Origin of the sequence: Grimontia sedimenti (assembly GCF_011045095.1) — a bacterium.
Taxonomy (GTDB): domain Bacteria; phylum Pseudomonadota; class Gammaproteobacteria; order Enterobacterales; family Vibrionaceae; genus Enterovibrio; species Enterovibrio sedimenti.
The window spans coordinates 1-609 of sequence record NZ_JAALDL010000057.1 but is presented as its reverse complement, the minus strand read 5'-3'; the positions used below and the strand labels follow the sequence as shown (position 1 = coordinate 609).

Here is a 609-nt window from a genome sequence, read left to right as displayed (position 1 = left end):
CGCTTCACTGAGTGTCAAGGTGTAGCTGGCCGCTTCACCTTCATTCACTGAGGCATCGCCCGTCAGGGTCAGGGTTGGCGCATCCGTGGTGGTGCCGTCATTGATGGTGGTTTCGACAGCGGCCGGTGCGGTTGGCTGAGCCTCAAAGTCACCACCGGATGTTGAGTCTACTGACACAGTAAAGACATCATCATCGGCAGATTCGTTGAGGCTGTCATCCAGGGTGTCGACGGTGAAGTCAGTGGACGTGGTGCCTGCCGCAATGACCACATCACGGGTCACCGGCGTGACATCGCCATCTTCCGTGGTCTTGTGAGCCACGACGATGGTCACGGTGAAATCCGCGGTTGGCGCTTCCGAGAGGGTCAAGGTGTAGCTGGCCGCTTCACCTTCATTCACTGACGCATCGCCCGTCAGGGTCAGGGTTGGTGCGTCGGTGGTGGTGCCATCATTGATGGTAGTTTCCACCGCAGCTGGTGCGGTGGGCTGCGCTTCAAAGTCACCACCGGATGTTGAATCTACAGACACAGTAAAGACATCGTCATCTGCCGATTCGTTGAGGCTGTCATCCAGGGTGTCGACGGTGAAGTCAGTGGACGTGGTGCCTGC

The 609-nt window shown here is 58.1% G+C and carries 1 protein-coding gene; it reads right to left on the bottom strand.

The features are described 5' to 3' along the window. On the bottom strand, positions 1-609 hold a 609-nt coding region (locus G5S52_RS23465; protein WP_368737499.1), incomplete at both ends, for an immunoglobulin-like domain-containing protein.